The organism is Streptomyces sp. Y2F8-2 (genome assembly GCF_014905555.1).
Lineage (GTDB): Bacteria > Actinomycetota > Actinomycetes > Streptomycetales > Streptomycetaceae > Streptomyces > Streptomyces cynarae.
Genome location: NZ_BNGS01000002.1, coordinates 239264 through 260233 on the forward strand (window position 1 = coordinate 239264; position 20970 = coordinate 260233).

Annotated in this window: 19 protein-coding genes; 4 read left to right on the forward strand and 15 right to left on the reverse strand. The window is 71.3% G+C overall.

Annotation, left to right across the window (positions count from 1 at the left end):
- Window positions 1–12: 12 nt before the first annotated feature.
- The gene (locus SY2F82_RS06465; RefSeq protein ID WP_200417992.1) at window positions 13–1860 is read right to left on the reverse strand and encodes a transketolase; all 1848 of its coding nucleotides are present in this window, start codon (window positions 1858–1860) and stop codon (window positions 13–15) included.
- Window positions 1857–3194: an NAD(P)/FAD-dependent oxidoreductase gene (locus SY2F82_RS06470; RefSeq protein ID WP_200417993.1), complete on the reverse strand. Its 1338-nt coding sequence runs from the start codon at window positions 3192–3194 to the stop codon at window positions 1857–1859. The genes SY2F82_RS06465 and SY2F82_RS06470 overlap by 4 nt, the downstream gene beginning before the upstream one ends.
- 188 nt (window positions 3195–3382) lie before the next feature.
- On the opposite strand from SY2F82_RS06470, the gene SY2F82_RS06475 reads away from it, so the two are divergent.
- Window positions 3383–4339 carry an LLM class F420-dependent oxidoreductase gene (locus tag SY2F82_RS06475; protein ID WP_200417994.1) on the forward strand — a complete coding sequence of 319 codons (957 nt, stop codon included), beginning with the start codon at window positions 3383–3385 and terminating at the stop codon, window positions 4337–4339.
- A gap of 63 nt (window positions 4340–4402) precedes the next feature.
- On the opposite strand, the gene SY2F82_RS06480 is transcribed toward SY2F82_RS06475, so the two are convergent.
- Both SY2F82_RS06480 and SY2F82_RS06485 read right to left on the reverse strand, forming a co-directional pair.
- A complete protein-coding gene (locus SY2F82_RS06480) occupies window positions 4403–5440 on the reverse strand; it encodes an SDR family oxidoreductase (protein ID WP_236041227.1) in 1038 nt (345 codons plus the stop codon).
- Window positions 5441–5446: 6 nt separating this feature from the next.
- Window positions 5447–5932, reverse strand: a complete 486-nt coding sequence (locus SY2F82_RS06485) for a phage holin family protein (protein ID WP_200417995.1) — start codon at window positions 5930–5932, stop codon at window positions 5447–5449.
- Window positions 5933–6034: 102 nt separating this feature from the next.
- Between SY2F82_RS06485 and SY2F82_RS06490 the strand changes: the two genes are divergently transcribed.
- Together SY2F82_RS06490 and SY2F82_RS06495 are read left to right on the forward strand one after the other, a co-directional pair.
- The gene (locus tag SY2F82_RS06490) at window positions 6035–6388 is read left to right on the forward strand and encodes a VOC family protein (protein ID WP_200417996.1); all 354 of its coding nucleotides are present in this window, start codon (window positions 6035–6037) and stop codon (window positions 6386–6388) included.
- A 122-nt stretch (window positions 6389–6510) separates the two neighbouring features.
- A complete protein-coding gene (locus SY2F82_RS06495; protein WP_200417997.1) occupies window positions 6511–8205 on the forward strand; it encodes a cytosine permease in 1695 nt (564 codons plus the stop codon).
- A gap of 72 nt (window positions 8206–8277) precedes the next feature.
- On the opposite strand, the gene SY2F82_RS06500 is transcribed toward SY2F82_RS06495, so the two are convergent.
- The 11 genes from SY2F82_RS06500 to SY2F82_RS06550 all read right to left on the reverse strand — a co-directional run bounded on the left by SY2F82_RS06500 (window position 8278) and on the right by SY2F82_RS06550 (window position 19692).
- The gene (locus SY2F82_RS06500; RefSeq protein WP_200417998.1) at window positions 8278–8823 is read right to left on the reverse strand and encodes a GNAT family N-acetyltransferase; all 546 of its coding nucleotides are present in this window, start codon (window positions 8821–8823) and stop codon (window positions 8278–8280) included.
- A gap of 24 nt (window positions 8824–8847) precedes the next feature.
- Window positions 8848–9096, reverse strand: coding sequence for a LapA family protein (locus tag SY2F82_RS06505; RefSeq protein WP_200417999.1), 249 nt, complete (start codon window positions 9094–9096; stop codon window positions 8848–8850).
- A 76-nt stretch (window positions 9097–9172) separates the two neighbouring features.
- Window positions 9173–10096, reverse strand: a complete 924-nt coding sequence (locus tag SY2F82_RS06510; protein ID WP_200418000.1) for an LD-carboxypeptidase — start codon at window positions 10094–10096, stop codon at window positions 9173–9175.
- Complete coding sequence (locus tag SY2F82_RS06515) at window positions 10093–12057, reverse strand: prolyl oligopeptidase family serine peptidase (RefSeq protein WP_200418001.1); 1965 nt, start codon at window positions 12055–12057, stop codon at window positions 10093–10095. The genes SY2F82_RS06510 and SY2F82_RS06515 overlap by 4 nt, the downstream gene beginning before the upstream one ends.
- A gap of 12 nt (window positions 12058–12069) precedes the next feature.
- Window positions 12070–13374, reverse strand: coding sequence for a M20/M25/M40 family metallo-hydrolase (locus tag SY2F82_RS06520; protein ID WP_200418002.1), 1305 nt, complete (start codon window positions 13372–13374; stop codon window positions 12070–12072).
- Window positions 13367–14200 carry a M55 family metallopeptidase gene (locus SY2F82_RS06525; RefSeq protein ID WP_200418003.1) on the reverse strand — a complete coding sequence of 278 codons (834 nt, stop codon included), beginning with the start codon at window positions 14198–14200 and terminating at the stop codon, window positions 13367–13369. Before SY2F82_RS06525 ends, SY2F82_RS06520 begins: the two co-directional genes overlap by 8 nt.
- A 531-nt stretch (window positions 14201–14731) precedes the next feature.
- Entirely contained in the window at window positions 14732–15751 is a 1020-nt protein-coding gene (locus SY2F82_RS06530; protein ID WP_200418004.1) for a Gfo/Idh/MocA family protein, read from the reverse strand.
- A gap of 25 nt (window positions 15752–15776) precedes the next feature.
- Window positions 15777–16685, reverse strand: a complete 909-nt coding sequence (locus SY2F82_RS06535; protein ID WP_200418005.1) for a sugar phosphate isomerase/epimerase — start codon at window positions 16683–16685, stop codon at window positions 15777–15779.
- Window position 16686: 1 nt separating this feature from the next.
- Window positions 16687–17589, reverse strand: coding sequence for an ATP-binding cassette domain-containing protein (locus SY2F82_RS06540; RefSeq protein ID WP_103843369.1), 903 nt, complete (start codon window positions 17587–17589; stop codon window positions 16687–16689).
- Window positions 17590–17594: 5 nt separating this feature from the next.
- The gene (locus SY2F82_RS06545) at window positions 17595–18665 is read right to left on the reverse strand and encodes an ABC transporter permease (protein WP_200418006.1); all 1071 of its coding nucleotides are present in this window, start codon (window positions 18663–18665) and stop codon (window positions 17595–17597) included.
- 4 nt (window positions 18666–18669) lie between these two features.
- On the reverse strand, window positions 18670–19692 hold the full coding sequence (locus tag SY2F82_RS06550; protein ID WP_200418007.1) for a sugar ABC transporter substrate-binding protein: 1023 nt from the start codon (window positions 19690–19692) through the stop codon (window positions 18670–18672).
- Window positions 19693–20004: 312 nt separating this feature from the next.
- Between SY2F82_RS06550 and iolC the strand changes: the two genes are divergently transcribed.
- The gene (iolC, locus tag SY2F82_RS06555) at window positions 20005–20961 is read left to right on the forward strand and encodes a 5-dehydro-2-deoxygluconokinase (protein ID WP_200418008.1); all 957 of its coding nucleotides are present in this window, start codon (window positions 20005–20007) and stop codon (window positions 20959–20961) included.
- The last annotated feature ends 9 nt before the right edge of the window (window positions 20962–20970 follow it).

The window sequence follows — 20970 nt, forward strand, 5'->3', positions numbered from 1 at the left end:
CGCTCCCCCCGCTCACGGCACCACGGCGTGCTCCACCAGCAGCCGGGCCGAGGCTGCGATCGACTCGGCGTCGATGCCGGCGGCGTGCAGCTGCTCCTCGGGGGTCGCCGAGCCCGGCATCGTACGGACGGCGAGGCGCACCAGACGCGGTACGGGCCGCCCGTCGAGGAAGGCGTCGAGGACCGCGTCGCCGAGGCCGCCCTCCTCGCGGTGGTCCTCCACGGTGAGCAGGCAACCGGTGCGGTCGGCGGCCTCGCGCAGAGTCTCGCGGTCGACGGGCTTGACCGAGTAGAGGTCGATGACCCGTACGCGGACGCCCTGGCGGGCGAGGGCGTCGGCGGCCTTCAGCGCCTCGTGGACGGTGACCCCGGCGGCGACGATGGTGAGCCGGTCCTCATGGGAGGCGCGCAGCACCTTGCTGCCGCCGATCGGGAACTCCTCGGTGGGCCCGTAGATGACCGGTGTCTTCCCGCGCGAGGTGCGCAGGTAGCGGATGCCCTCAAGGCCGGCCATCGAGGCGACGAGCCGGGCGGTCTGGTTGGCGTCGCACGGGTACAGCACGGTCGAGTCGTACACCGAGCGGAACATCGCCAGGTCTTCGAGACCCATCTGGGAGGGGCCGTCCTGGCCGATGGCGCAGCCGGCGTGTGAGCCGACGAGGTTGATGCCGGAGCCGCTGATCGAGGCCATGCGCACGAAGTCGTGGGCGCGGGTGAGGAACGCGGCGAACGTGGAGGCGTACGGCACCCAGCCGCGCGCGGCCATGCCGACGGCGGCGCCGACCATGAGCTGTTCGGCGATGTAGCACTCGAAGTAGCGCTCGGGGTGTTCCTTGCCGAAGTACTCGGACCGGGTGGAGTCGCCGACCTCGCCGTCGAGGGCGACGACGTCGCCGCGGGCGTTGCCGAGCGCGGCGAGCGCCTGGCCGTAGGCGTCGCGGGTGGCGACCTCGTCCCCGATGTCGTAGCGCGGCAGCTCGAGGTGGCCGCCCTGCACGGCGTGCAGCATGCGGGCGGCCGGGGGCGCCTGGACCTCGACGTGGAGGTCGCGGAGGCCGCCGAGTTCCGCGATCGCCTCGTCTGCGTCCGGCAGCGGCTTGCCGTGCTGGCCCTCGCGGTCCTGGACGGCGGTGACGCCCTTGCCCTTGAGCGTGCGGGCGAGGATCGCGGTGGGCTGCCCGGTGGTGGACTCGGCCTCGGCGAAGGCCCGGTCGATCGCCTCGACGTCGTGGCCGTCGACCTCGACGGTGTGCCAGTCGAAGGCCTTGAAGCGGCGTGCGTAGGCGTCCAGGTCGTGGCCGTGGCGGGTGGGTCCGCGCTGGCCGAGCCGGTTGACGTCGACGATGGTGATCAGGTTGTCGAGGTGCTCGTGTCCGGCGTGCTCGGCGGCCTCCCACACGGAGCCCTCGGCGAGTTCGCTGTCGCCGCACAGCACCCACACCCGGTAGCCGGTGCGGTCGAGGCGCTGCCCGGCGAGCGCGATGCCGACCCCCACGGGCAGGCCCTGGCCGAGCGAGCCGGTGGCGGTCTCCACCCAGGGCAGCCGGCGGGGCGTGGGGTGCCCCTCCAGACGGCTGCCCAGCTTGCGGAAGGTGAGCAGCTCTGTCTCGTTGATCGCGCCGGCGGCCTTGTAGGCGGCGTAGAGGAGGGGCGAGGCATGCCCCTTGGAGAGGATCAGCCGGTCGTTCCCGGCGTGGGCGGGCCGTTCGAAGTCGTAGCGCAGGTGGTGGGCCAGCAGGACGGCCATCAGGTCCGCCGCGGACATCGAGGAGGTGGGGTGCCCGGACCCGGCCGCGGCGGAGGCACGGACGCTGTCGACGCGGAGCTGCTGGGCGAGCTCGTGCAGATGACGGGGGTTCATGTCTGTTCCTCCTTGCCGGACGTGTTGTTGCCGCCCGGCACGCGGGCCAGTTCGGGCGAGGACGACTCCAGCGGCACGGACCACGAGCGCACCAGCCCCAGCTGGACGGCCTGGCGCGGCAGGAGGGCGTCCAGCAGCCAGTCAGCGGCGACCCGGATGCGGTTGCCGGGCATCGCGGCGAGGTGGTAGCCGTGCGTGACGGCGGAGGCGAGCGGCCCCGACAGCGGCACGCCGAGCGGGGCGGCGGCGGCCTGCGGGCCACCGAGGTCCACGACGAAGCCCAGGTCGCGGTGGCGGTAGGCGCGCCGGGAGCCGATGCCGAGGGAGGCGGCGACGTTGCGCGCGCAGACCTTGCCGTGCCGCCAGGCGTGCTGCGCCGTCATGGGCGTGTACTGGCCGGGGTTCTCCAGGTCGGGTACGGCGGCCGCGTCACCGCAGGCGAACACCTCGGGATGGCCGGGCACCTGCAGGTAGGGGTCGACGAGCAGCCGGCCGCGCTCCAGGGGCTTGCCGAGGCCCTCCACGAACGGGTCGGGGCGGACGCCGACGCACCACACCAGCGTGCGGGTGTCGACGAACTCCCCGTCGGTCAGCAGCACTCCGTCGTGCGTGGCCTCCTTCACGGAGGTTCCCATCCGCACGTCGACACCGCGCCGCCTGAGAACACGGTCCGCGGTGCGGGAGAGCCGCTCGTCCATCTCCGGCAGCACGCGCGGTGCGATGTCCAGCAGCATCCAGCGCGGCTTGATGCCCTGGCGCAGCGGCTGCTTGCGCACGAGCGCGTCGGTGTACCGCTTGCCCTGGGCGGCGACTTCGGTTCCGGTGTATCCCGCGCCGACCACCACGAAGGTGCAGCGCGCGGCGCAGGTCTTGGGGTCGTCGGACGTGGCGGCCAGCTCGATCTGGCGGGTCACGTGGTCGCGCAGGTACAGCGCCTCCGGCATGCCACGGAAGCCGTGCGCGTGCTCGGAGACGCCGGGGATCGGCAGCAGCTTGTTGACACTGCCGACGGCGAGGACGAGCCGGTCGTAGCCGAGGGTGCCGCCGTTGCCCTCCGGGTCGGTGTAGTGCACGGTGCGGGCGTCGAGGTCGACACCGTCGGCCTCGCCGAGCACCAGGCGGACGTTGCGCAGGGTGCCGGAGAGCGAGACGGCGACCCGGCGCGGTTCCAGGATGCCGGTGGCCACCTGTGGCAGCAGCGGCAGGTACAGAAAGTAGTCCGTCGGGTTGAGCAGAGTGATGTCGGCCCGGTGCCGGGTCAGCCGGGCCAGGGTGCGGGCGGTCCGGTACCCGGCGAATCCGGCACCGACGATCAGGATGCGGGGTCGACTCACGATGCGCCTCCGGCGTTCTCGCGCGTACGTCGTCTGCCTGGCGGACGCACGGATGCGCCACCCGTGCGAGACCTTCCGCGTCCCCCGGGTCAGGGCGCCCAAACGCCGCCGGGCGGGCGTTTCGTCCATGTCCCGCACGGTTACCCGGCCGGTGACCGACGCGGTACCCCCTCCCCGGAGGTTCACCCATGACCGAGTACGGCTACTTCCTCTCGTGCGAGGAGTTCGGCCCCGCGGATCTGATCGAACAGGCGAGGATGGCCGAGCAGGCCGGTTTCCAGCGACTGTGGATCTCGGACCACTACCACCCGTGGAACGACGCACAGGGCCAGAGCCCGTTCGTGTGGTCGGTGATCGGTGCGCTCTCGGAGGCGGTGTCGCTGCCCGTAGAGACCGCGGTGACCTGTCCGACCGTGCGGATGCACCCGGCGGTGGTGGCGCAGGCCGCCGCGACCAGCGCGGTGATGACCGGCGGGCGGTTCCGCCTCGGCGTGGGCACGGGTGAGGCGCTGAACGAGCACATCCTCGGCGATCCGTGGCCGCCCACGACCGTGCGCCTGGAGATGCTGGAAGAGGCGATCCAGATCATGCGCCGCCTGTTCACCGGCGAGCAGGTCACCCACTACGGCACCCACTACAAGGTGGAGAACGCCCGCCTGTACACGATCCCCGACGGGCCGATCCCGATCGACATCTCCGGTTTCGGGCCCGAGGCGACGGCCCTGGCGGCGCGCATCGGCGACGGCTACATCACGATGATGCCCGAGGAGTCGATGGTGACGCAGTTCCGCAAGGGCGGGGGCGGCACCAAGCCGGTGAGCGGAGGCGCCAAGGTCTGCTACGGCACGGACCGCGAGGAGTGCGTGCGGACGGTCCGCGAGCTGTGGTCCAACGAGCTGCTTCCCGGCGAGATGGGGCAGGTGCTGCCGACGCCGAGGCACTTCGAGCAGCTGATGCCGCTGGTCTCGGAGGACATGGTGCGGGAGAACCGCGTGTGCGGCGACGATGTGGACGAGCACGTGTCCGCCCTCACCGCGTTCGTGGACGCGGGCTTCGACGTGGTCTACGTCAACCAGATCGGCCCGGACCAGCGCGGCTTCTTCGACTTCTACCGGACGAAGGTGCTGCCGCAGCTGCCGCGGTGACGCGGTGGACACGAGCGAACCCCGGGGTACATACAGCCCCGGGGTTCGCTCGTGTCCATGCGCTCAGCCACGGCGGCGCAGGCCGGCCGCCGTGACCGCGGCACCCAGGCCCCCGGCAAGGACGCCCGCACCGATGCGCGTCCGGTTGCGGGACAGCCACTCCTCCACGCTGTCCGGGCGGGACTCCGCGTCGAAGCGGCCGTGGGCACCGTAGTCGTGGCCGTGGGGTCCGTCCGCCGGCGACCACAGGTTGCCCGCGGTGCCGTGCTGCCCCTCGTCGCGCTGCGAGTCGAACCCGGTACGGGCGAGGTAGCGGTCCAGCAGTCCCGGGAACACGGCGTTGGCGATGATCGTGGCCGCCGTGGACCCGCCCACCCAGTACTCCCGGCGCCGCGGGTGCCCGGCCGCGTGGACGATCGCGCGCGCGGCGACCTCCGGCTGGTAGACCGGCGCCACCGGCCGCGCCCGGCCCGGCATCCGGCTGAGCACCCAGTCGAACTGCGGGGTGTTGAGCGCCGGCATCTGCACCATCGTCGTGCGCACCTTCGAGCCGTCGTGCAGCAGTTCGCAGCGCAGCGACTCGTTGAAGCCCTGGATCGCGTGTTTGGCCCCGCAGTACGCCGACTGCAGCGGGATGCCCCGGTAGGCCAGCGCGGAGCCGACCTGGACGATCGTGCCGTGGTCCGCGGGCAGCATGTGACGCAGCGCGGCCCGGGTGCCGAACACATAGCCCAGGTACGTCACTTCGGTGACCCTGCGGAACTCGTCCGGAGCGACGTCCGTGAACCGCGCGAAGACACCGGCGAACGCGTTGTTGACCCAGACGTCGATCCGTCCGAACTCCTCTACGACCTGTTCCGCCGCGTCCTCGACCGCCCGTGCGTCCGACACGTCGACGGGGACGACGAGCGCCTCACCCCCGGCGCGCCGCACCTCGTCCGCGGCCGCGGCGAGGCCCTCGCGTCCCCGGGCGAGCAGAGCGACCCGGTCGCCCCGCTCGGCGAAGGCGACGGCCGTGGCTCGGCCCACGCCGCCGCTGGCCCCGGTCACCACGACTGCCCTGCGGCGCTTCGGCAGGGCTCCCGACCATGCCCTGGCCACGGCGGCTCACCGGGCCCGGTGCTGCGGCGTCCCGGGGTCCGCTCCAGGACCCGCGGTACCCGGCGCGGCCGGATCGGTGACGCCCGGCGTGGGCGGGGTGTGCGGCATCGGCGGGTACGGCGTCCCGAGCCCGCTCTGCGGGGCGGCGGGCGGCGTACCGCCAAGGCCGTGGGCGGCGTGGTGCGACGCGGCTCCGTGCCCGCCTGTGCGAGCGGCGCCGCGCAGCAGGTAGGCGGCCACGCCGAGCACCGCCGCCGTGATCAGCGCGGCGGCCCAGCCCGGCAGGGCCAGGGCCAGCGCCAGACCGAGGGCGAGCGCCACCCCGGCGCCCGCGTACAGTCCGGTGGCGCCCGAGGCCGCGTAGAGCGCGGCCGTGCGGCGCTGCTTGCGGGTCTGCTCGCGCAACTCCTCGCGCACGGCTTCCCGGGCCACCTGCGCCAGCTCGTCGACCAGATGCTTGTCCAGATGTTCCAGGTGATCCAAGCGGTTCATGTCCGCCGGGTACCCGTGCCCGCGCACGCGTAACGGCAGGTGCGCGCCCGGATCGGGGTGAAACGATCTCCCTCCCGGCCGGCCGCAACTAGGCTCGTCGGCATGGAGATTCTGGGAGCCACGCTGCGGATCTGCGTCGACGACCTGGAGGCTTCGGTCCCCTTCTACGAGAGACTGGCGGGCAGCCGCGCGCTCCGCTTCGAACGCGGCGGTGTCTCGGTCGCCGCGGTCGGCTGTTTCCTGCTGATGAGCGGGCCGGAGTCCGAGCTGGAGATCCTGCGCAAGGTGGCGGCGACGATCGCGGTGGAGGACGTCGAGGAGGCCCACCGGGTGCTGAGCGACCTCGGCGCGCGTATCATCGCCGGCCCGGTGCCGACGCCGGTCGGCCGCAACCTGATCGCCGTGCATCCGGACGGTTCCGTGTACGAGTACGTGGACCGCCGCCGGGCGGAATGACGCACTCCACTGTCGTAAAGGCATCGAAACGGCCGGGAAACAACGCGGCGGGACTCTTCCGTGCAACAGCACTGCCCCGCTCGTCGGGGAGGTGACGCGAGCTCGCGGAAGAGGGAAGGTTCATGACGGACATCGTCGACAGGCAGACGCCGCCGGACACCACGAGCCGGACGTACAACGGCTGGACGCGGAACGACACGCTCGAGGACTACTCGCTGCGGTACGCGCCGAAGTCCTTCCGCCGCTGGACGCCGTACGTGGTGGCCACCACGGCCCTGGGCGGCATCGCCTACCTCGCGGACTTCGCCATCGGCGGGTCGATCGCGATCTCCAACGGCTTCTCCAGCGCCATGGTGGCGATCCTGACCGCGGCGGTGGTCATCTTCCTCACCGGCATCCCGGTCTCGTACTACTCGGCGAAGTACTCCATCGACATGGACCTGCTGACCCGGGGCGCCGGCTTCGGCTATCTGGGCTCGACCCTGACCTCGGTCATCTACGCCAGCTTCACCTTCATCTTCTTCGCCCTCGAGGGCTCGATCATGGCGCAGGCCCTGGAACTCGGGCTGCACATACCGCTCGCGGTCGGCTACATCATCTGCTCCCTGGTCATCCTGCCGCTGGTGATCTACGGCATGACCGCGCTGTCGAAGATGCAGGTGTGGACCCAACCGATCTGGCTGGTGCTGATGGTCGCGCCGTTCGTGTCCATCGCGATCCAGGAGCCGGGGAAGTTCTCGGAGTTCACCCACTTCGCGGGCAACTCGCCCACCGGGTCGAGCATCAGCATGCTCGGTGTCGGCGCGGGCGCCGGCGTGGCGCTGTCGCTGATCGCGCAGATCGGTGAGCAGGTCGACTATCTGCGCTTCATGCCGGACAAGACGCCCGAGAACGCCAGGCAGTGGTGGGGCGCGGTGCTGTCCGCCGGTCCGGGCTGGGTGGTGCTGGGCGCGGCGAAGCAGATCGGCGGGGCGTTCCTGGCCTTCTACATCGCCGGCAGCGTGGGGCTCGCGAAGGCGAACGAGCCCATCCAGCAGTACGTGCACGGGTTCAGGACGTTCGCGGCGCCGGTCGCCCTGGGGCTGGCGACGTTCTTCGTGATCCTCTCCCAGATCAAGATCAACTCGACGAACGCGTACTCCGGTTCGCTGTCCTGGTCGAACTTCTTCTCCCGGCTGACCCATCGTCACCCCGGGCGCGTCGTCTACATCTTCCTCAACGTCGGCATCGCGCTCGCGCTGATGGAAGGCGGTGTGTTCGGGTTCCTCAACACGGTGCTGGGCTTCTACTCGAACGTCGCCATCGCGTGGATCGGCGCGGTCGTGGCCGACCTGGTGATCAACAAGCCGCTGGGGCTCAGCCCGTCGTACATCGAGTTCAAGCGGGCGCACCTGTACAACTTCAACCCGGTCGGCTTCGGCTCGATGCTGATCGCCTCCGCGGTGTCCATCGCCGCGTACTTCGAGGCGTTCGGCGCCTACGGCAAGGCGTACTCCCCGTTCATCGCCCTGTTCCTGGCCATGGTGCTCTCGCCGCTGTTCGCGGTGGCGACCAAGGGCAGGTACTACATCGCCCGCGTCGACGCCCTCGACGAGCCGCTGCTCGACGAGCGGGGGTTGCCCTCGGCGGCGACGCTGACCTGCTCGGTGTGCGCGGACACCTTCGAGCGCCCCGACATGGCGGGCTGCCCGTTCCACTCCGGCGCGGTCTGCTCGCTGTGCTGCAGCCTGGAGAAGGACTGCCACGACGCCTGCAAGAGCGGCAGGCGCAGCGGACCGGTGAGCATCGCTACGCCCACCGTACGCTCGGTGGACTGACGGCCGTACGGCGCGCGGGCCGAGGACGGCCGTACCGGGGCCGCACGGGGGCCGTCACCGCTCAGGCACCGCTCAGGTGCGGACCATCTCGGCGGTGACGGCCCAGCGCTCGTGGTCCCGCCACGCCCCGTCGACGAAGATCATGTCGGGTGAGAAGCCCTCCAGGCGGAAGCCACAGCGTCGGGCGAGGGAGATCGAGGCGGTGTTGCGGGGCTGCGCGTTGATCTCCAGGCGGTGCAGCCCCAGCGGCCCGAACGCGTACCGCACCACGAGGTTCAGCGCCTCCGTCATCAGCCCGCGCCCGGCGGCGTGCGCGAAGGCGCCGTAGCCGAGCGCCCCGCTCTGGAAGCCGCCCCGGACGATGTTGTTGATGTTGATGTACCCGGCGATGGCCCCGGTCTCCCTCTCGCACACCAGGAACCCCGCCCTCGTCGGGTCGTCGATCAGCCGCCCCGCGTAGGCGGCGTACGCCTCGGGGGTGGTCGGCGGGAACAACCACGGGTGGTGCAGTTCCCTGCTCTCCCGCGCCCGGGCGGTGAACTCGGCCGCGTCGTCGCGGGTGAAGGGGCGTATGCCCACGCGGGGGCCCTCGGCGAGGTATTCACGGGTGTCGGACACGGCGACACCGTACGTGATCCGCCGTCACCGGCGTCGGCTGACGAGAAGTGCGCCGCACAGTGCCCCGATTACCCCCGTACCGAGCAGCGCCAGCCACAGCGGCATCGTCACCAGCGGCACGAACAGCCGGATCCTGGTGCGCTGGGTGTTCTCGAAGACGAAGACCAGCACGAGCGCGGCCAGCACCAGGACGGCGACCGTGCGCGGTGTGAAGCCCTGCCGCCGGCGTGCCCCGCCGCTCGTCGTGGCTTCGCGGTGGGTCTTCGGGCTCATGCGCCCAGGATGGACGGCACGGCGTGACGCCGCCCGCCGGGTGGAGCGGACGGGTGACCCGAGGCGTGCCTCCCCGTCATGCCAGCGCCGGGACCTCCAGCGTGAGCGTCCCGGTGTCCGCGTCCAGTTCCGCGGCCACACCGAGCGGCATCGTCAGAGCTCCCTCGCCGTGACCGAACCCGAACCGCTCCACGACCGGTATCCCGAGCCCGCCGAGCCGGTCGGTGAGGACGGCACGCAACAGCTCGTACGGGCCGCACTCCTCCCAGGAGCCGAGCGCGATCCCGGTGACCTCCTCGAGCCGGCCCGAGCGCAGGAGCTGGGTGAGGAGCCGGTCGACGCGGTAGGCCTCCTCGCCGATGTCCTCGAGCAGCAGCAGCCCGCCCGTCTCGCCGGAGCGGGCGTGTGGCGTGCCCAGTTCGGCCGCGATCAGGGCCAGGCATCCGCCGGAGGTGACGCCGCGGGCGCGGCCGGGCACGAGCGCGGTGCCGGAGGAGGTGATGGTCGTCACGGACTCCGGCTCGAAGAGGGTGGCCCGCAGGTGGTCCTGCGTGCGCGTGTTCTTGAGGAAGCCGGCGGCCGCCACCATCGGCCCGTGCAGCGTCACCAGGCCGAGGCGGGCCGCGAACGCCTCGTGCAGCGCGGTGATGTCGCTGAAGCCGACCAGCACCTTCGGCCCGGCGGCGCGCAGCGCCTCCCAGTCGAGCAGGTCCATCATGCGCTGCGCCCCGTACCCGCCGCGGGCGCACAGCACCGCGGACACCTGCGGGTCGCACCAGGCGGCCTGGAAGTCGGCGGCGCGGTCGGCGTCCGTGCCCGCGAGGTAGGGGAACTCGGGGTGCCGGTCGAGCACGTGCGGGGCCACGACCGGGTCCAGGTCCCAGCCGCGCAGGATGTCGAGACCGGCGGCGAGCCGCTCCTCGATCACGGGCCCGCTGGGCGCGACGACGGCCACGCGGGCGCCGGGGGCGAGTCTGGGCGGCCTGATCAGGTGGGTCACTCGGTGAGCTCCAGGGTGGGGATGCCGGGCGGGTTCAGCCCGAAGACCTGCGCGTACAGGGACAGCTCGGCCTCCAGTGCACGCACCATGGTCTCAGCCCGCCGAAAGCCGTGCCCCTCGCCCTCGAAGGCTAGGTAGGCGTGCGGGATCCGCCGCCCCCGGAGCCGGGCCAGGAACCGCTCGCACTGCGCGGGCGGGCAGATCGGGTCCTCGAGCCCCTGCAGGAGCAGGAAGGGGACGGTGATCCGGTCGGCGTGCTCCACGGGCGACCGCTCGGTGTACCGCCCGGGCACCTCGGCATACGGCCCCACCAGCGTCTCAAGGTACTGCGACTCGAAGTCGTGGGTCCCCCCGGAGCCCCAGCTCGCCAGGTCCAGGACCGGGTAGACGATCGTGCCGCAGGCGTACACGTCGGTCGACGTCAGGGACGCGGCCGCCGTCCAGCCGCCGGCGCTGCCGCCGCGCACGGCGAGCCGGTTGCGGTCGGCGGTGCCCTCGTCGGCGAGGGCGAGCGCGACGGCCGCGCAGTCCTCGACGTCGACGACGCCCCACTGTCCGCGCAGCCGGTCGCGGTACGCGCGTCCGTAACCGGTGGAGCCGCCGTAGTTCACCTCGGCGACGCCGATGCCGCGCGAGGTGAAGTAGGCGATCTCCAGATCGAGGACGAGGGGGGCGCGGCTGGTCGGCCCGCCGTGCGCCCAGACGACGTACGGCGGCGGTGCGCCCTCGGGCGCGACGCACCCGGGGTGGCGCGGCGGATGGATGTGCGCGTGGACCTCGCGGCCTCCGGGTCCGGTGAAGGTGCGGATCCGGGGATCGGGGTAGAAGGCGGGGTCGACGGGGTCCTCGTGCGCGGCGCCGATCACGCGGGCGTGGCCGGTGGCGGCGTCCAGTTCGACGACCTCGTACGCGGTGCGCGGGCCGGCGCCGACGGCGACGACTCGGCTGCCGTGCACGGCGAGCGTGGCGGCGAACTCGGTCCAGGGGCCGGCCACGTCGACGACCTCGCCGCCGACCGGGTCGAGGATCCCGAGCCGGCCCGCTCCCCTGCCGTGCACCACGGCGATGGTCCCGTCGTCCAGGGGCGCGAACCACTGCAGTCCGACCTTCCACAGCGGCCCGCCGAACTCCTCCTCGCGGGGGCACAGCGGCGTGCCGTCCCGGTAGAGGTTCCACCAGCCGGTGCGGTCGCTCACGTACAGCAGGGAGCCGTCGGGTGCCCACTCGGCCTGGGCGATGGACTCCTCGGGGCCGCCGGCGACCGCACGCGGCTCCCGGAGCGTCCCCTCACCGGTGACCTCGGCGACGAGCAGCTCGGTGCCGTCCCAGGGCATGCGGGGATGGTCCCAGGCGAGCCAGGCCGCGCGGCGCCCGTCCGGCGAGAGTCGGGGGCCGGTGACGAACCGGTGGCGCGCGTCGGTGAGTTCGCGGACGCCGTCCCGGTCCTCGGCCGCCGAGCCGTCCAGCGGTACGGCGACCGGCATCCGCCGCACGTCGGTGGGCCCGTCACCGGTGAACTCCTCCAGCACACACCACACTTCGCCACGTTCCAGGTGCAGCCGGGGGTCGACCCAGCGCAGTCCGCCGCCCACCGGCGACAGCGGGGTGAGCGGACGCGGTCGGCTGCCCGGCGCCGTGGGCTCGTAGGCGTACAGCCGCTGGTCCGCGAAGTGCACGAACACCACCAGCGGCCCCTCGGGGCGCATCGCTCCGGCCCAGGGCCGGCCGCCGTACTCCATGACCCGGCTGCGCACGTTCCACGGCGGGGGCAGGACCGACACCTCCCGGCCGTCCGTCGTGCGCCTGACCAGGGTGCGCCGGCCGCCCTCGGCGGGGCGGGGCTCGGTCCACCACGCCTCCTCGCCCACGAAGCCCACCGCCTCCGGCTGCCCGCCGTGCGCGGCGGCGAGCGCCGCGTCGACGGGCGAGGGCCATGCCCCGTACGGCAGGGTCCGCACCATCTCCCCACCCCCCTAGGCCGTGCGCAGAAAGTGGTCGAGGACGCGGACGCCGAAGTGCAGCGCCTCCACGGGCACGCGTTCGTCGACGCCGTGGAACATCGCCTGGTAGTCGTAGCCCTCGGGAAGCTTCAGCGGCGTGAACCCGTAGCCGGTGATGCCAAGGCGCGAGAACTGCTTGGCGTCCGTGCCGCCCGGCATGCAGAAAGGCACGACGTGCCCCTCGGGCGCGAACTCCTCGACGGCGGCCCGCATCCGCGCGAACGTCGGCGAGTCCACGGGCGCCTGGAGGGCGACCTCCCGGTGGTGGAACTCCCAGTCCACGTCCGGCCCGGTGAGTTCGTCCAGCGTCGTACGGAACTCGTCCTCGGTGCCGGGCAGATAGCGTCCGTCGACGTGGGCGACGGCCTCGCCCGGGATCACATTGATCTTGTAACCGGCGCTCAGCATGGTCGGGTTGGTGCTGTTGCGGATCGTCGCCTCGACGAGCGCGGCGGCCGGGCCGAGCTTCTTCAGCAGGCCGTCCACGTCGTCGAGGTCGGTCTCGAGGCCGTACAGGGCGGCGAGTTCGGTGAGCGCGGCGCGCACCGTGGGGGTGAGCCGGAGCGGCCATTCGTGGGCGCCGATGCGGGTCACCGCGGCGGCGAGCCTGGTGACCGCGTTGCTGCGGTTGACCTTGGAGCCGTGGCCCGCCCGGCCGCGCGCGGTCAGCTTCAGCCATCCGGTGCCGCGCTCACCGGCCGCGATCGGGTAGATCTGCCGTCCGTCGCCGTCGTGGAAGGTGAACGCCCCCGACTCGCTGACGCCTTCCGTGCATCCCTCGAAGAGGTCCGGGTGCCGGTCCGCGAGGAATCCGGAGCCGTCCTCGGCGCTGGCCTCCTCGTCGGCGGTGAAGGCGATGACGAGGTCGCGCCGGGGCCTGGTGCCCGAGCGCGCCCAGTGCCGTACGACGGCGAGGATCATCGCGTCCATGTTCTTCATGTCGACCGCGCCCCGGCCCCACACGACGCCGTCGCGCACCTCGCCGGAGAACGGGTGCACGCTCCAGTCCGCAGCCTCGGCGGGCACCACGTCGAGATGGCCGTGGACGAGCAGGGCGTCGGCGGACGGGTCGGTGCCCTCGATGCGTGCGACGACGTTCGTCCGGCCCGAAGTGCGCTCCAGGAGCACGGGCTCCAGGCCGGCCTCGGCCAGGCGCTCGGCCGCGTACTCGGCGGCGGGCCGCTCACGGCAGTCGCCGCCGCCGCGGTTGGTGGTGTCGATGCGGATCAGGTCGGACGTGAACCGCACGACCTCGTCGAGTGCCTGCCGGTCAGCCATACTGTTCCTCCACCGCGGCCGAGACGATCGTGGTGACGGCCTTGAACGTCCGGATCCCCTCGTACATGGTCGCGCTCGTGTACGCCACCTTCCGCTCGCCGATGCGGTCCACTCCCGGTACTACGGTGGCGCCCATCGCCAGATGCTCGGCGTCGAACTCGAGCGCGATGGTGAACGGCCCTCGGTGCGCCGGCTCGTGACGCACCGCCAGGGCGGCCGCTTCCTTGGCCGCGGAGCGGATGTCGGCGGCGGTCCTGGCCGGGGTGCGGCACACCGCCGCGTACCGTGACACATGGTCCTTGACGGCCACCTTGAGCGCCTCGGGCGCGTACCCGAGCGCGTCCTCGCAGGCCACGTCGTCGCCGGTGACGAGGACGACGGGCACGCCGTACTCGGCGACGACGTGCGCGTTCAGCATGCCCTCGCTGGCGCGGACGTCGTTGAGCCACACGCCCGTGATGGAGTTGGCGAGGTAGGTGTGCGCCAGCACCCCCTCCATACCGGCCCCCGCGTGGTAGCCGACGAACGCGATGCCGTCCACGTCGCCGTGCTGCACGCCCTCCACCATCGAGAGGGACTTGTGCCGCCCGGTGAGCATCTGCGCCCTGTCGTCGAGCTGTTCGAGGAGTAGATTGCGCATGGTCGAGTGCGCCTCGTTGATGAGCACCTCGTCGGCGCCGCCGTCGAGGAAGCCGAGCACCGCGGCGTTCACGTCGGAGGTGAACATCGACCGGCACCGTTCCCACTGCGGCGTCCCGGGAATCACATCGGCCGGCCAGGTCACACCGGTGGCGCCTTCCATGTCGGCGCTGATGAGGATCTTCATGCCGAACCTTCCCGGCGCTGCTCGGAGGCTTGTCGTCCGGCTGATGACGGCAGTGTGGTCCGGCGCGCGGCAGTAACGGAGATCTCCATGCTCCGTCACGTTACGCGTCGGGGAGGAAGGGGGCTACGAAAGCGAGAGGACCGACTGAGCCGTTCGGCGCCCTCGTCCGTGCCCTCGAAGCCTCCGCCCCTGCGGGGACCTCGCGGAGTCGACGGGACCGGTCTGCTCCGATCCCTCGACGGGCCGGTCTGCTCCGGTCCTCCACGGGACCGGTCTGCTCCGGTCCTCCACGGGACCGGTCTGCTCCGGTCCTCGGCAGAACCGGAGCAGGCCGATCGCCACGACGAAAAGCGGGCGACCGGCGTGCCCACCACCGTTCGGTCCACGCCGCGAGCACGAGTCCCGGCAACAGGCCCCGCTGCCGCTCGGTCTCCAGGAACGGTTCGCACGACCCGCACAGTGACCAATGGCGCGTGACCGGTCCCCCGACCGGTCACGCGCCGACTCGACGATCCCGCGACGCCCGGCCGCTCAGCGGTAGAGCGCCGGACGCTCGATCAGTTGCACCTCCGTGCGGCGCCCCTCCGCCTGCGCGCGCACGCCCGCCTCGCAGACGGCTGCCGCCGCGTAGCCGTCCCAGACGCTCGGGCCGGTGACCTCGCCGCGCCGGGTGGCGTCGACCCAGGCCTGCACCTCACGGTCGTAGGCCTCGGCGAAGCGCTCCACGAAGTCCGGCGCGATGGTGCCGCCCCAGCGGCCCGCCATGTTGGTGACCATGGCGTGCCCGTCGCCGATCCGGGCGGTGCCCGACTCGCAGACCACCTCGGCCTGCACCTGGTAGCCGAAGCCGCAGTTGACGAAGATCTCGACGTCGACGAGCGCGCCGCCGTCGGTCTCGAAGACGACGAACTGCGGGTCCGACAGGCCCTCGGGGACGTTCCCCGACGGTGCCGGGCGCAGCACCGTCACCGCCGTGATCTCCTGACCGAGCAGCCAGCGGGTGACGTCCATCTCGTGCACGACGGAGTCGTTGATGAGCATGGCGTCGGTGAAGCCGGGCGGGCTGCCCGCGTTGCGGTGCCGGTTGTGCAGCATCAGCGGCCGGCCGAGCTGGCCGCTGTCCAGCAGCGCCTTCAGCTTGATGTACTCGGCGTCGTAGCGCCGCATGAAGCCGACCTGGACGCGCCGGTGACCCAGCTTCTGCTCGGCCTGCAGGATCCGCAGCGCGGAGGCCGCGTCGGGGGTGAGGGGCTTCTCGCACAGCACCGGCAGGTCGTGCTCGAAGGCGGTGAGCAGTGCGGCCTCGTGTGCGGGGCCGGGCGAGGCGATCAGTACGGCGTCGACGTCGGCGGCGGCCATCGCGGCGGCCGGTTCGGTGTAGGCGGTGCAGCCCTCGACGCCCGCGGCGACGGACTTGGCCCGTTCCGCGTCGACGTCGACGACGGCGGCCACCCGAGCCCCGCTGATCACCTCGTCGATGCGGCGGACGTGGTCGGCGCCCATCCGCCCGGTTCCGATGACGGCGACTCCGAGCGTTCCACGCTGAGTCATGGTGGTTGGTGGTCCCTTCGGAAGGTCAGGCGCCGCAGGAGCGGAGGAACTTGCGGGTGCGCACGGCGATGGGCAGCGGCTTGTCCGGCTCGCAGGGGTACATGTCCTGCTCGACGATGGCGAACAGGTCGACGCCCAGGCCCTGCGCGGCGGCCAGGACCGGCTCCAGCGCCGGCACGCCGGCCGGGGGCTCGCACATCACACCGCGCTGCACCGCGGGCCCGAACGGCACCCCGTTGCTGACGACGTCGGCGAGGATCTCCGGGTCCACCTGCTTGAGGTGCAGATAGCCGATGCGCTCGCCGTAGGTCTCGATCAGCTTGACGCTGTCGCCGCCGCAGTAGGCGTAGTGCCCGGTGTCCAGGCAGAGGTTGACGAGGTCGGAGTCGGTGGAGTCGAGGAAGCGCGCGACGTGCTCCTCGGTGTCGATGTGGGTGTCGGCGTGCGGGTGGACGACGATGTCGAGGCCGTAGGTCTCCTTGACCTCGTGGCCGAGCCGCTCCATGCCCTTGGTCAGGTGCGCCCACTGCTCGCCGGTGAGCTCGGAGGGCTCGAGGATCTCGGCGGTCTTGTCGTCCCGCCAGAAGGAGGGGATGACCACGAGGTGCTTCGCGCCCATGGCCTGGGTGAGGGCCGCGACCTGGCTGACGTGCTCCCAGGTGGACTCCCACACGGACGGTCCGCGGTGCAGGGAGGTGAAGACCGTGCCGGCCGACACCTTCAGGTTCCGCTTGTTCACCTCGTCGGTGAGCCGTGCCGGGTCGGTGGGCAGGTAGCCGTAGGGGCCGAGCTCGATCCAGGAGTAGCCGGCCTCGGACACCTCGTCCAGGAAGCGTTCCCAGGGCACCTGCTGCGGGTCGTCGGGGAACCAGACGCCCCAGGAGTCCGGGGCGGAGCCCACCCGGATGCGGTCCAGGGAGGGGACGGTGGTCATGTCAGGAGTTCCCTTCGGGTGATGCCGCCACGGGTGCCTGGAGGTCCTCCGCTTCCGGGAGCCCCTCGACGTCGACGCCGCTGACCTGCGCCAGCTCGTGCTTGAGTGCGGCCAGTTCGGCGCCACCGGCCATGTGGTTGGTGAGTTCCTCGAGGCTGACCTCGCTGCGCGAGGCCGAGAGTTCGAGGGTGCCCAGGCGCAGCACGCTGAAGTGATCGCCGACCATGTAGGCGTGGTGCGGGTTGTGGGTGATGAAGATGACGCCGAGGCCGCGGTCGCGGGCGGCTGCGACGTACTTCAGCACCACTCCGGACTGCTTGACGCCGAGTGCGGCGGTGGGCTCGTCCAGGATGAGGACGCGGGCGCCGAAGTAGACGGCGCGGGCGATGGCGACGCACTGGCGCTGACCGCCGGACAGGGTGCCGATGGGCTGCTCGAGGTCGTCCAGGACGATGCCCATGTTCCGCAGCTCTTCGTCCGCGGTCTTCTTCATACGGGCGATGTCGAGGCGGCGGAAGGGCCAGGGGCCCTTGGTCATCTCGGAGCCGAGGAAGAAGTTGCGCCACACCGGCATCAGCGGCACGGTCGCGAGGTCCTGGTAGACGGTGGCGATGCCCTTGTCGAGGGCGTCACGCGGGGTGGTGAACCTCACCGGCTCGCCGTCGACGAGGAACTCGCCCTCGGTGTGCTGGTGAAGCCCGGAGACGATCTTGATGAGGGTGGACTTGCCGGCGCCGTTGTCGCCGAGGACGCAGGTGACCCTGCCGGGGTGGACGGCGAGGTCGACGCCGTGCAGGGCCCGGATGTTGCCGTACGCCTTGCCGGCACCGCGCAGTTCCACGATGGGCGCCCGGTCCGCCGGGGTGGCCGTGCCGTTGTTCTGGTCGAGGTCAGCGGTCGTCATGGTGGTCACCTCCGGGTCGCGGACTTCTGGACCCACAGATTGATGAGCGTGGCGCCGAGGAGCATCACGCCGAGGAAGGCCTTGAACCAGTCAGGGTTCCAGCCGGCGTAGACGATGCCCTGGCTGACCATGCCGAACATGAAGGCACCGAAGACGGGACCGATCGCCGAACCGTAGCCGCCGGTGAGCAGGCAGCCGCCGATGACCGCCGCCGCGATGTAGATCAGCTCCTGGCCGACGCCCTCGCCGGACTGGACGGTGTTGAAGGCGAACAGCTGGTGCATGCCGACGAACCAGGCGCCGAAGCCGACCAGCATGAACAGCGAGATCTTGGTGAACTTCACCGGCACACCGACGGCCCGTGCGCTGTCCTTGTTGCCGCCGACCGCGAAGATCCAGTTGCCGTACTTGGTGCGCAGCAGCACCCAGGTCGCCAGGGCCGCGAAGAACAGCCACCACAGGACGGTGATCTTGAACTGGACGCCGCCGACGGTGAAGCTCGACGAGAAGACCGCCTTGGCCTGGTTGAAGCCGTCCATGTCGCTGATGTCGTCGGTCGCCACGTTGCCGGTGACGAGCTTGGTGACGGCCAGGTTGATGCCCTGCAGGCCGAGGAAGGTGCCGAGGGTGACCAGGAAGCTGGGCAGTCCGGTGCGCACCATCATCCAGCCGTTGAACGCGCCGATCGCGAGCGAGACCACGAGGGCGACGACCACGCCGACCCAGACGTTCATCGTGAGCTGGAAGCTGACCATGCTCGCGGTCAGCGCCGAGGTGATCACCGCGACACCGGCCGAGAGGTCGAACTCGCCGCCGATCATCAGCAGGGCCACGGGCAGCGCCATGATCCCGATGGTGGACGACTGGTAGAGGACGGTGGCCATGGCGCTGCCCGTGCGGAAGGTGGGGGCCATGGCGAAGAAGAAGACGAACACGGCGACGGCGCCGAGGAAGACGCCGACCTCCGGCCGGGCGAGCAGTCGCACCACGAGGGAGCGCTGCGCGGTCCGGCCGTCGCGTTCCTTGGGGCCGGAGGCCGGCGGTGAGGCCACCGCCGGCACAGCCTGCTGAGTCATGGGATCACCTCGTGCCGTTGGCGGCGAACGTCGCGATCGTGTCGACGTTGGACTTGTCGACGAAGGCCGGGCCGGTCAGCACCGGCTGCTCACCGCCGCCGCTGTAGTTGCCGTTGTTCTTGTAGAGCCACAGGGAGTCGATCGCCAGGTAGCCCTGCAGGTAGGGCTGCTGGTCGACGGCGAACTGGATGTCGCCCTTCTTGATGGCGTTGGTCAGGTCCTTGTTCAAGTCGAACGTGGCGACCTTCGCCTTGCTGCCGGCGTCGGAGACCGACTGCACGGCGGTCAGTGCGTACGGCGCGCCCAGCGTGGCCACGTAGTCGATGGAGCTGTCCTGCTTGAGCTTCGCGCTGATCGTCGACTTCACGGACGGCATGTCGGTGCCGTTGACGTACAGGATCTGCGTCTTGCCGGTGAACGTCTTCTTGAGCCCGTCACAGCGCTGGGTGAGACCGACGTTCCCCTGCTCCTGGATCACGCACACGGTGTTCTTGGCGCCCAGCTCGTTGAGCCGCTTGCCGAACGCCTCGCCCGCGACCGTCTCGTCCTGCCCGAAGAACTCCATCAGGCCCAGCTTCTTCCAGTCGCTCACACCGGAGTTCAGGCCGACCACGGGTATCTTCGCCTGGGTGGCCTTGCTGATGACGTCCTTCATCGCGTCCGGCTTGGCGAGGGTGACCGCGATGCCGTCGACCTTCTGGTCGATCGCGTTCTGCACCAGGTTGGCCTGGTTGCCCGCGTTGGGGTCGCTGGAGTAGACGAGCTTGATGTTGTCCTTGGCCGCCGCAGCCTCGGCTCCCTTGCGGACGATGTCCCAGAAGGTGTCGCCCGGCGCCTGGTGGGTCACCAGCGCTACCGTCATACGAGGAGTGCTGGCCTTGCCGGCGGAGACGTCGGAGCCGGCGTCCTCCGCCTTCTTCCCGCCCGAGCTGCTGGAGCAGCCGGCGACGAGCAGCGCGGAGGCGGCGGCCAGCGCGAGGACTGGGGCGACTCTGTGGGAGCGGCGAGGGTGAAACGTGCGGTCCATCTTTACCTGCACCTCACTGTGCGACCGGGGGAAGGGGAGGATCGGCGCCGCTCGGGACCCTGGCCGGGGCCCGGACGGACGTCCGGGGTCGTCTGCCGGTGAACCGGCGGTTTCGCTGGCACGGGATACAAACCCCTGTCGCACCCACCTGTCAATACTTTGTTAAGACATCATTTCAGAAGCAGGTCCGAATGTAAGTACAAAGTCTTGACAGGGACTCCTCCCGCGGCCTACACCTGTGAGGCACCCGGAGCCGGATGCCCACCTTCCCGGCGCCCGGTCGCCCGCACCCCCGCATGAGGAGCGTCGCACATGCCTGAGCCCGCCGAACATTTCGATCTCATCACCATGGGCCGCATCGGGGTCGATCTCTACCCGCTGCAGACCGGTGTGCCGCTCCCCCAGGTCGAGACCTTCGGAAAGTTCCTCGGCGGCTCGGCGGCGAACGTCGCGGTGGCCGCGGCGCGTCTCGGCCGCAACACGGCGGTGATCACCCGGACCGGGAACGACCCCTTCGGCACCTATCTGCACCAGCAGTTGAAGGAGTTCGGCGTCGACGACCGGTTCGTCACACCGGTGGACGCCTACCCGACCCCGATCACCTTCTGCGAGATCTTCCCGCCGGACGACTTCCCCCTGTACTTCTACCGCCGCCCCAAGGCCCCCGACCTGGAGATCCACACCGACGAGCTGGACTTCTTCGCCATCCGCTCGGCCCGGATCTTCTGGATCACCGGAACCGGCCTCAGCGAGGAGCCCAGCCGCTCGGCCACGCTCGCCGCCCTCAAGGCCCGCGACAAGGCCGGCATCACGGTGTTCGACCTGGACTGGCGCCCCATGTTCTGGCAGGACCCCGACACCGCGCGCCCGTACTACCGCGAAGCGCTGCGCCACGCCACCGTGGCCGTCGGCAACCTCGACGAGTGCGAGATCGCCACCGGCGTACGCGAACCGCGGGCCTGCGCCGAGGCGCTGCTGGAGGCAGGTGTGGAGCTCGCGGTCGTCAAACAGGGCCCCAAGGGCGTGCTCGCTGTGCACCGCGACGGGACGACGGCCGAGGTGCCGCCCGTGCCGGTGGAGGTCGTCAACGGACTCGGCGCCGGGGACGCCTTCGGCGGCTCCCTGTGCCACGGGCTGCTCGCCGCCTGGCCGCTGGAGAAGACCATGCGGTACGCCAACGCGGCCGGTGCGCTCGTCGCCTCCCGCCTCGCCTGCTCCTCCGCGATGCCGACCGAGTCGGAGGTCGCCGACCTCGTCGCCCGCGGCTGACCGCCGCCT

Excerpts from the sequence above, each read along its gene's own strand:
- SY2F82_RS06465 (WP_200417992.1), bottom strand. The coding sequence starts at position 1,860 with ATGAACCCCCGTCATCTGCACGAGCTCGCCCAGCAGCTCCGCGTCGAC.
- SY2F82_RS06475 (WP_200417994.1), top strand. The coding sequence starts at position 3,383 with ATGACCGAGTACGGCTACTTCCTCTCGTGCGAGGAGTTCGGCCCCGCG.
- SY2F82_RS06485 (WP_200417995.1), bottom strand. The coding sequence starts at position 5,932 with ATGAACCGCTTGGATCACCTGGAACATCTGGACAAGCATCTGGTCGAC.
- SY2F82_RS06490 (WP_200417996.1), top strand. The coding sequence starts at position 6,035 with ATGGAGATTCTGGGAGCCACGCTGCGGATCTGCGTCGACGACCTGGAG.
- SY2F82_RS06495 (WP_200417997.1), top strand. The coding sequence starts at position 6,511 with ATGACGGACATCGTCGACAGGCAGACGCCGCCGGACACCACGAGCCGG.
- SY2F82_RS06505 (WP_200417999.1), bottom strand. The coding sequence starts at position 9,096 with ATGAGCCCGAAGACCCACCGCGAAGCCACGACGAGCGGCGGGGCACGC.
- SY2F82_RS06515 (WP_200418001.1), bottom strand. The coding sequence starts at position 12,057 with ATGGTGCGGACCCTGCCGTACGGGGCATGGCCCTCGCCCGTCGACGCG.
- SY2F82_RS06520 (WP_200418002.1), bottom strand. The coding sequence starts at position 13,374 with ATGGCTGACCGGCAGGCACTCGACGAGGTCGTGCGGTTCACGTCCGAC.
- SY2F82_RS06525 (WP_200418003.1), bottom strand. The coding sequence starts at position 14,200 with ATGAAGATCCTCATCAGCGCCGACATGGAAGGCGCCACCGGTGTGACC.
- SY2F82_RS06530 (WP_200418004.1), bottom strand. The coding sequence starts at position 15,751 with ATGACTCAGCGTGGAACGCTCGGAGTCGCCGTCATCGGAACCGGGCGG.
- SY2F82_RS06535 (WP_200418005.1), bottom strand. The coding sequence starts at position 16,685 with ATGACCACCGTCCCCTCCCTGGACCGCATCCGGGTGGGCTCCGCCCCG.
- SY2F82_RS06540 (WP_103843369.1), bottom strand. The coding sequence starts at position 17,589 with ATGACGACCGCTGACCTCGACCAGAACAACGGCACGGCCACCCCGGCG.
- SY2F82_RS06545 (WP_200418006.1), bottom strand. The coding sequence starts at position 18,665 with ATGACTCAGCAGGCTGTGCCGGCGGTGGCCTCACCGCCGGCCTCCGGC.
- SY2F82_RS06550 (WP_200418007.1), bottom strand. The coding sequence starts at position 19,692 with ATGGACCGCACGTTTCACCCTCGCCGCTCCCACAGAGTCGCCCCAGTC.
- iolC (WP_200418008.1), top strand. The coding sequence starts at position 20,005 with ATGCCTGAGCCCGCCGAACATTTCGATCTCATCACCATGGGCCGCATC.